Origin of the sequence: Yersinia rohdei ATCC 43380 (genome assembly GCF_000173775.1) — a bacterium.
Taxonomy (GTDB): Bacteria; Pseudomonadota; Gammaproteobacteria; order Enterobacterales; family Enterobacteriaceae; genus Yersinia; species Yersinia rohdei.
Genome location: NZ_ACCD01000059.1, coordinates 1 through 9073 on the forward strand (window position 1 = coordinate 1; position 9073 = coordinate 9073).

Genomic DNA, 9073 nt, shown 5'->3' on the forward strand with positions numbered 1-9073 from the left:
TTTTCTGTTTTGACTTAATCCTTGGCTTTTCATCAAGCATAAAAAAAGGCGCCGTAGCGCCTTTTTTATTATTCTTTCTAATGCTTAGAGTACCAGACCGGCGATAGAAGCGGAGAGTACGCTGACCAGAGTAGAACCGTACAGCAGTTTCAAGCCAAAACGGGAAACTACATTACCTTGAAATTCATTCAGGCCTTTAATCGCACCGGCAACAATGCCGATAGAAGAGAAGTTAGCGAATGAAACCAAGAACACAGACAAAATACCTACGCTGCGTGGTGACAGTTCTGATGCGACTTTCTGCAAGTCCATCATGGCCACAAATTCGTTAGAAACCAGTTTGGTTGCCATGATACTGCCTACTTGCAGGGCTTCATGAGCAGGAACGCCCATCACCCAGGCAAATGGGAAGAAGACATAACCCAAAATCCCCTGGAAGCTAATGCCGAATACCAAGCTGAACAAAGCATTTACCGCAGCAATCAATGCGATAAAACCAATCAGCATTGCTGCAACGATAATGGCTACTTTGAAACCGGCCAGGATGTATTCACCCAGCATTTCAAAGAAGCTTTGGCCTTCATGCAGGTTACTGAGTTGTAACTCTTCTTCATCATCAGCTTTATACGGGTTGATTAATGACAACACGATAAAGGTACTGAACATGTTAAGCACCAGTGCTGCAACCACGAACTTCGCGTCCAGCATGGACATATAAGCACCAACAATTGACATAGAAACTGTCGACATTGCTGTTGCTGCCATGGTGTACATGCGTTTTTCAGACATTTTGCCCAAAATATCTTTATAGGCGATGAAGTTTTCAGACTGGCCGAGAATCAGTGAACTCACTGCGTTGAATGATTCCAGCTTGCCCATGCCGTTAATTTTGGACAATAAAGTACCAATGATGCGGATAACTATTGGTAACACTTTGATATATTGCAGAATACCGATAAGCGCGGAAATAAAGACGATAGGGCACAGCACTCTTAGGAAGAAGAATGCGAGACCTTTATCCCCCATATTGCCGAAGACAAAATCAGTACCGGTAGCAGCAAATCCGAGTAACTTATCGAATAAGCCGGCGAATCCTTTCACAAAACCTAATCCAGCTTCCGAATGGAGGAAGAAGTACGCCAACAACACTTCAATAATCAGCAACTGGATAACAAACCGAATGCGAATGCTTTTACGGTCTTTGCAGGCAGCCAGAGCTAATATGGCCACCACGACTAAGGCCAACACAAACTGTAAAATATGGGACATGTGAGCTCCAAATTTGAGGCAGGCTAGATTTTGGTGGTCATTTTATGTAACGGCTACATTAAAAACGAGATGTACGCTGCAAATATAGAAATTCGCTTTCATAAATGCAAAAAAATTAGTGGGGTTGATCACAAAAAAACAAGATGTTAATAATATGCTACAGAAGTGGCAGTGTTAAAGCGTTTGAACAACTTTAGCGCCTAGCCTGGGAAATTGCGATGTAACATTTAAGACATTTTTTAGAAATAAGGTGCTGACGATTGCTACACAGCAATTCAAGCGGTATTAACTATCAGAGAGATTAGTTTCGCCACCTCTTAATGCGCTTGATAATTATTATCATTTAACTATTATTGATGGTAAGAGAATAGACGTAACTTTCCAAGGGTAATAATGAATGCAAAATAGCCGTGTTGTCGATACCCCCAGCCGTACATCAAGGAGGATTAAGCTCTCCCTGATGGGGCCTGCGTTTATCGCAGCCATTGGCTATATCGATCCCGGTAACTTTGCCACGAATATTCAGGCGGGTGCTTCATTCGGCTATACCTTGTTGTGGGTGGTCGTTTGGGCGAATGTTATGGCGATGCTTATCCAATTACTTTCCGCCAAGCTCGGTATTGCGACCGGCAAAAATCTGGCTGAGCATATCCGTGACCGCTTTCCTCGCCCAGCAGTATGGGCCTATTGGGTTCAAGCCGAAATAATCGCGATAGCGACAGATTTAGCGGAATTTATTGGGGCGGCGATTGGCTTCAAATTGCTTTTGGGTGTGACCCTATTAGAAGGGGCGGTCTTGACCGGCATTGCGACGTTCCTGATCCTTATGTTGCAAAATCGAGGGCAAAAACCCCTTGAGCTGGTGATTGGTGGGTTACTGCTGTTTGTGGCTGCAACCTATATTGTGGAGCTGGTTTTCTCTCGTCCAGATATTGCAGCCTTAGGGCGAGGAATGCTGGTGCCTGATTTACCCAATCGTGATGCGGTATTTTTAGCCGCTGGGGTCTTGGGTGCCACTATTATGCCGCATGTGATTTATCTGCATTCAGCATTGACGCAAACCTCGGGTGAGAATTCCAAAGCTGACCGTTATGCATCGACGAAGTTAGATGTGGCTATTGCGATGACCATCGCGGGTTTTGTGAATTTGGCCATGATGGCCACCGCCGCAGCGGCTTTTCATTTCAACGGCTATGGCAGTATTACTGAAATCGAACAAGCGTATTTAACGCTACAACCGCTATTGGGTAATGCTGCGGCCACGGTATTTGGCTTGAGTTTAGTGGCCGCCGGCCTCTCATCCACCGTGGTCGGGACATTAGCCGGTCAAGTGGTGATGCAGGGCTTTGTGCGGTTTTATATTCCAATTTGGGTGCGGCGTAGTGTCACCATGTTGCCGTCTTTTATCGTCATTTTAGCGGGAATGGATGCAACCAGAATACTGGTGATGAGCCAGGTGTTGCTGAGCTTCGGTATCGCGTTGGCCTTGGTGCCATTGCTGGCTTTCACCGGCAATAAAGAATTGATGGGGGATATGGTTAACTCAAAATTGATTCAGGTTCTGGGGAAACTGATTGTCGTGGTTGTCATTGGCCTGAATGCATATTTGCTGGTCAGTTTACTTTAATGATAAGGCGGGGATGATGCCCGCCTATATTGTCACTTTATTTAGTGATGGTCATGCCCATGCCCGTGCCCTTTACCTTGGTCATGATGGTGCTTTTTAGCGTGTTTGTCATACTTCCGGTAATGGCCTTCGTGGTAATAATAATTCTTTTTCCACCAGTCCCGATGTTGCCAGCGGTGACCATCCCAGTAATGACCGTGGCGATTCCGTTCACCTAAGTCGCGGCCTTGATGGTCTTCCCACCATTGCCGGTCACGCCAGTCATAACCATCCCAATAATTACCACCGCGATCCCGTTCACCAATCTGTAAAGACACACTGGGAAATAGCTCAATACTTTCGGCATTCGCCATTGGGATCAGGGGCATCCAAGCTAAGATGGTGACTAAGAGTAAGGGTTTTATTCTTCTGGGTCTCACGACACTCAGTTTCAATAGGGTCGATTTAAACATGGCCGTTTTTAACATTACTCATCCTTTTTTGGCCTTATGGTTATGACCTTATCTTAAACAGTGCCTCCACCTTTGTGATTCAGATAAAACTGTAAAATAATTATTTAGGAATAATCTGTTAGGGGGAAAACAGGGGCGGTTGGCCCCCGGTTAAGTGGTTAAAAAGAGAACGTTTACACCAGGATTTCTTCAATAGCTTTGATTTCTTCATCACTGAATTCGCTATTTGCCAACATACCGACGGCATCATCAATTTGGCTGGTTTTACTGGCCCCAATCAGTGCTGATGTCACCCGCCCACCGCGTAATACCCACGCCAAAGACATCTGCGACAGTTTTTGCCCTCTGTCCAAAGCCAGTTCATTCAGTTGGCGCACTTTCACTAATTTCTCAGCAGTTAGCTGTTCGGGATTAAGGAATTTACTGTCACTGGCAGCCCGCGAGTCCTGCGGAATGCCGGTTAAGTAGCGGTCGGTTAATAGACCGCCCGCCAGTGGGGAAAAGGCAATAGACCCGACACCGTATTCATCCAGCGTATCTTGTAGCTCGGCTTCAATCCAGCGCTCAAACATTGAGTATTTAGGCTGGTGAATCAAACATGGCGTGCCAAGCTGCGCCAGAATTTCACAGGCCTGACGTGCAAGTGCTGCCGGATAGTTGGATAAACCGATATACAAGGCTTTACCTTGGCGCACCAACAGATCCAACGCCGTCATGGTTTCTTCCAACGGGGTATTAGGTGCTGGGCGGTGATGATAGAAAATATCAACATAATCCAGCCCCATACGTTGCAAGCTTTGATTGATGCTGGCGACCAGATATTTTTTAGAACCCCAGTCACCATAAGGGCCGGGCCACATGGTATAGCCGGCTTTGGACGAGATAATCAGCTCATCACGATAAGGCCGCAAGTCTTGTTGCAAAATACGACCAAAGTTCAGTTCAGCCGAGCCGGGAGGCGGGCCGTAATTATTGGCCAAATCAAAGTGGGTAATGCCGTGATCAAAAGCCCGCAGGATCAGATTGCGGCTATTTTCATACTGAGTGCTATCACCAAAGTTATGCCATAGGCCAAGAGAAATAGCGGGGAGAAATAATCCACTGCGGCCACAACGATGATATTCCATTTCTTGATAGCGAGAGGGCGCTGCCTGGTAGACCATGACTTTCCTTCATTAGTGAGAGTAAGCAATACTTTAGTGTATGCGTTTTCACTGATGTCGTAAGCTAGTCGGATCACGTTATTCCTAGTTTAACTTTATTGTATTGCGAGATGCTTTCAGACACTCGAAGCAATGTGTCCCTTTTATCGGCGATGGTGCCAATATGTTGGAATTAGGGCAGAAAAAGCCCGCACTGACGGAGGAAATCACTGTCAGCAAATAATTACAGTGTGAGCTAATTAATAATTATAAAACATTAGATTTGTTGATGATTTGCTTAATACTTATTCAACTTGAATCAGTGTTAAGGTGGGCATGATTATGGCAAGTGGCTATAAAGTGGCAGATTATTTACTCGACCGGCTAGCACAAATCGGGATCCGGCATCTCTTTGGGGTTCCTGGTGATTTTAACCTCTATTTTCTCGATCATGTGATTAGCCATCCAGTTATTCAATGGATAGGATGCGCCAATGAGCTTAATGCTGCTTATGCTGCTGATGGATATGCTCGAGTTATGCCCGCGTCGGCGTTATTAACCACGGTCGGGGTGGGGGAGTTAAGTGCCATTAATGGGGTAGCGGGCAGCTATGCTGAATATCTTCCAGTAATTCATATTGTTGGCACCCCAGCATTGCGTTCACAACAAGCCGGAGAATTACTCCATCACTCATTAGGGGATGGTGATTTTGGCCATTTTTCGCGCATGGCGAAAGAAATTACCTGCGCGCAGGCCAGTTTAACACCCGAGAATGCGGCAGCCGAAATTGACCGCCTGCTGGTGGCGGCGCTGTATCAGCGGCGTCCGGTTTATCTCCAACTTCCCAGCGATGTCTCAGAGGCCGAGATAGCAACACATTCGGGCTCCTTGGCCCTCTGCCAACCTATGCTCTCCCCAACTTCCTTACAGGCATTTATTGATGCGGCACGTGAGAAATTACAGCCAGCGCGGCGGGTGGCTGTGCTGGCTGATTTTCTGGCCGAGCGATTTGGGGCCAGGGAATCTCTCAATCGGTGGCTGGCAGAGGTTAACCTGCCGCATTCAACGTTATTGCTGGGAAAAGGCCTGCTGGATGAGGCGCACCCCATGTTTATCGGGACTTACTCTGGCGCGGCCAGTGACAGCCAAGTGAAAGAATATATTGAAGATGCTGATGTGCTTATCACCGTCGGGGTATGGTTTGTCGATACCATCACCGCCGGATTCAGCCAGCATATCACTCAGGATAATTGCATTGATATCCAGCCGGAACAGGTGCGTATCGGGCGGAAAGTGTTCAGCCAGATCCCCATGGTGGCAGCAGTTCAGGCGCTACATAAATTGTGTAAATCGCTAAAAAATGAATGGCAGCCACCGGTCATAACCTACTCACCGCCAAAAACGCCAACTTATAACCTATTGGATCAAAACGCATTTTGGTATCACATTCAGCATTTCCTACGCCCGAATGATGTGGTGGTGACGGACCAAGGGACTTCATGCTTTGGTGCCGCGACCTTGAAACTGCCTTCTGGTTGTATATTTATTGCTCAATCATTGTGGGGGTCAATTGGGTTTAGCCTACCTGCAGCTTATGGTGCACAACTGGCGCAACCACAGCGGCGCATGATATTGCTGGTGGGGGATGGCGCGGCGCAATTAACAATACAAGAGCTGGGGTCAATGCTACGTGACGGATTAAATCCAATTATTTTTCTATTGAATAATCATGGTTATACGGTTGAACGAGTGATTCATGGGCCACAGCAGCGCTATAACGATATTGCTGCTTGGAATTGGCCGCAGTTGCCCTCAGCATTGGGGCTGGAGAAACCGGCCTTCACCTGCACGGTCACACAGGTGGAACAATTACAGCAGGTGCTGGCGCAAGTGGAGAATATCGCGCAACTGGCCTTTATCGAGGTGGTTTTGCCACCAATGGATACCCCTGAGCTACTGAAAAATGTGGCTAAATCTCTTCAGATACGTAATGCGGCACTCTAATACCTTGCGGCCAGAATTTTTCCAAAACAGCCTTTACTCGGGCTGAATATTGCCGGTTAATTGATCCAGCAACCAATAGCCCGCGGGGCCTGGCGGGCTTTTTTTCGACCAAACAGCATCAATAGAAATCATTTTTGGCCAGCCTAGCGTCGATAACGCCACCAGTTTTTTATGGCCATATTGTTCAACTAGCCAGCGCGGCAGAATGGCCCAGCCGAAACCTTGTTCGGCCATCTCCAGCAACATCAAATAACTGGGCGCTGACCACATCAGCCCTTGTGATTGATTGCGCTCGGTGCGGTTATAAGTATTGAGGCGCAGTTGGCGCGTGGTGGCCAGTTGCTCAGGGCGGACTTGCGGCAACTGCGCGAGTGGATGATCAGATTGCACAAATAGCGCCATTTCAGTCTGTGCCGCTAACCGGCTGGCCGCAATATCCGGTGGATAATGCGCTTGCACTTCCACCACGCCGATATGTGCTCGCCGCAGTTGCAGCAGGTCAATGACATCATCATCCTCAGCAATCAAACATTCAAATTCGATATCAGGATAGCGCTGTTCAAAGCGGCGCAAAAGATTCTCATGGTGTGTGGGTTGGTAAGTGTCTGAAAGCACAAATGTCAGCCGGGTTTCCACCTGACCCGCCAGCCGGATTGACAGATTATCCAGCCGTTCACTGGCGGCCAAAATCTCTTGTACGTGAGACAGCACACGGCGGCCATGATCAGTTAACACTGGCTGGCGTGCCTGGCGGTCAAATAAAGTTAAACCCAGATCGGCTTCTAAATTGGCAATGGCGGTGCTGATGGTGGACTGGCTTTTGCGCAGTTTGCGGGCCGCCGCAGAGAAAGAACCGAGTGCTGCGGCCTCGACAAATGCAATTAATGCTTCAGGGGAATAGTGCATAAACTATCTATTTTATCGATGGGTTCTAGTTTTAATCTATCTCAAAAAACGATGATAATCACCCTCAACGACATGTTATCGATTAATTAAATAGGTATTTTATGCAAGTGCATCACAGATCTTTTGTTGAGCGGATTATCCATGCTATTGGTTTTGAAGTCATTGCCGTGGCCATTTGTGCGCCGGTCGGGGCGTGGCTACTGGATCGCTCCATGCTGCAAATGGGAACATTGGCTATCATTCTTTCGTCGGTCGCCATGCTGTGGAATATTGTTTACAACAGTGTATTTGACCATTTCTGGCCAGTGAGTCGGGTGGTCAAAACGGTGAGGGTGCGGGTGCTCCATGCTTTGGGCTTTGAGGGTGGGTTTATCCTGATTGGTTTGCCGATCGCGGCTTTCGCTTTGGGAATTTCACTGTGGCAGGCCTTTATATTGGAGATAGGTTTCTTCCTGTTCTTCCTGCCTTACACCATTTGCTATAACTGGGTCTATGACAGTGTGCGGATGAAAATTATCCGCTCCCGTCAGGCAAATATGTCGGCCCCAGTGGCAGGTAAAGGGCGCAGTTCGCAGTGATTTTTCGCGGCTGAAACGTTTTTTTTGTGATCTTTATCCCAAAGCCAACGGGTTTACAGCATTGAGATTGTTGTTTCTCCAACCTGATTTTACAGTGAGCATAATTGAAGTTAAGCATCCCTGTAATGGAGAAGTTTCTGATGACAAGCTATGCCCTGGTGGGTGACGTTGGCGGCACTAATGCCCGTTTGGCGCTTTGCGCTGTGACGACGGGCCAAATAACACAAGTGAAAACATATTCAGGGTTGGAATACGACAGCTTGGAAGATGTGATCAAGAAATATCTGTCGGAACATCAGGTCACTATCACTGATGCGTGTATTGCCATTGCCTGCCCGGTTACGGGGGATTGGGTGGCAATGACCAACCACACTTGGGCTTTTTCCATTGCGGCTATGCAACAAAATTTGGGGCTGAATCATTTAGAGGTTATAAATGATTTCACGGCAGTATCTATGGCCATTCCCATGTTGTCTGAGCAGGACGTGTTGCAATTTGGCGGCACATCGCCACAGCCAGATAAACCTATTGCTGTCTATGGTGCCGGCACAGGATTGGGAGTGGCGCATTTAGTTAATGTGGATAACCGCTGGATAAGCTTGCCAGGCGAAGGGGGCCATGTAGACTTTGCCCCAAACAGTGAAGAAGAAGACCGAATTTTGGCCGTATTGCGCCAAGAATTGGGCCATGTTTCCGCCGAGCGGGTGCTGTCCGGGCCGGGGTTGGTCAATTTATATCGCGCGATTGTGATTTCAGATGGACGACAGCCGGAGAATCTGGCCCCCCAAGATATCACCGAGCGCGCTCTGGCAGACAGTTGCACCGATTGTCGCCGGGCATTATCGCTATTCTGTGTCATTATGGGGCGTTTTGGTGGCAACCTGGCGTTAAATCTCAGCACCTTTGGCGGCGTCTATATTGCCGGCGGCATAGTGCCGCGCTTTATGGACTTCTTTAAAGCCTCCGGTTTCCGCGCCGCCTTTGAAGATAAAGGCCGTTTCAGAGACTTCTTGCAAGATATCCCAGTCTACATGATTACACATCAGCAACCGGGGTTGTTGGGGGCAGGGGCGCATCTGCGCCAGCAATTAGGCC

At 47.8% G+C, this 9073-nt stretch carries 8 protein-coding genes; 4 read left to right on the top strand and 4 right to left on the bottom strand.

Annotation, left to right across the window (positions count from 1 at the left end):
- Nucleotides 1-84: 84 nt before the first annotated feature.
- Entirely contained in the window at nt 85-1269 is a 1185-nt protein-coding gene (locus YROHD0001_RS00290) for a NupC/NupG family nucleoside CNT transporter (protein ID WP_004716887.1), read from the bottom strand.
- A gap of 397 nt (nt 1270-1666) precedes the next feature.
- Here YROHD0001_RS00290 and YROHD0001_RS00285 point away from each other — a divergent pair, with 397 nt between their 5' ends.
- Nucleotides 1667-2896, top strand: coding sequence for an Nramp family divalent metal transporter (locus tag YROHD0001_RS00285; protein ID WP_004716888.1), 1230 nt, complete (start codon nt 1667-1669; stop codon nt 2894-2896).
- Nucleotides 2897-2937: 41 nt separating this feature from the next.
- Here the strand turns inward: YROHD0001_RS00285 and YROHD0001_RS00280 are convergent, their stop codons facing one another.
- Together YROHD0001_RS00280 and YROHD0001_RS00275 are read right to left on the bottom strand one after the other, a co-directional pair.
- Nucleotides 2938-3363 (bottom strand): DUF2502 domain-containing protein, encoded by a 426-nt coding sequence (locus YROHD0001_RS00280; RefSeq protein WP_042542292.1) that lies wholly within the window; start codon nt 3361-3363, stop codon nt 2938-2940.
- Between the two features lie 158 nt (nt 3364-3521).
- Nucleotides 3522-4511, bottom strand: coding sequence for an aldo/keto reductase (locus YROHD0001_RS00275; protein ID WP_004716890.1), 990 nt, complete (start codon nt 4509-4511; stop codon nt 3522-3524).
- A 321-nt stretch (nt 4512-4832) separates the two neighbouring features.
- On the opposite strand from YROHD0001_RS00275, the gene YROHD0001_RS00270 reads away from it, so the two are divergent.
- Nucleotides 4833-6494, top strand: coding sequence for an alpha-keto acid decarboxylase family protein (locus YROHD0001_RS00270; RefSeq protein WP_032818520.1), 1662 nt, complete (start codon nt 4833-4835; stop codon nt 6492-6494).
- 33 nt (nt 6495-6527) lie between these two features.
- Here YROHD0001_RS00270 and YROHD0001_RS00265 read toward each other — a convergent pair whose 3' ends face one another.
- The gene (locus YROHD0001_RS00265; RefSeq protein ID WP_004716893.1) at nt 6528-7400 is read right to left on the bottom strand and encodes a LysR family transcriptional regulator; all 873 of its coding nucleotides are present in this window, start codon (nt 7398-7400) and stop codon (nt 6528-6530) included.
- A gap of 101 nt (nt 7401-7501) precedes the next feature.
- Here YROHD0001_RS00265 and YROHD0001_RS00260 point away from each other — a divergent pair, with 101 nt between their 5' ends.
- Entirely contained in the window at nt 7502-7978 is a 477-nt protein-coding gene (locus YROHD0001_RS00260) for a multidrug/biocide efflux PACE transporter (RefSeq protein ID WP_004716894.1), read from the top strand.
- Nucleotides 7979-8118: 140 nt separating this feature from the next.
- Nucleotides 8119-9073 (top strand): glucokinase (gene glk / locus YROHD0001_RS00255; RefSeq protein WP_032818521.1); only part of this gene is annotated, 955 nt, incomplete at its 3' end.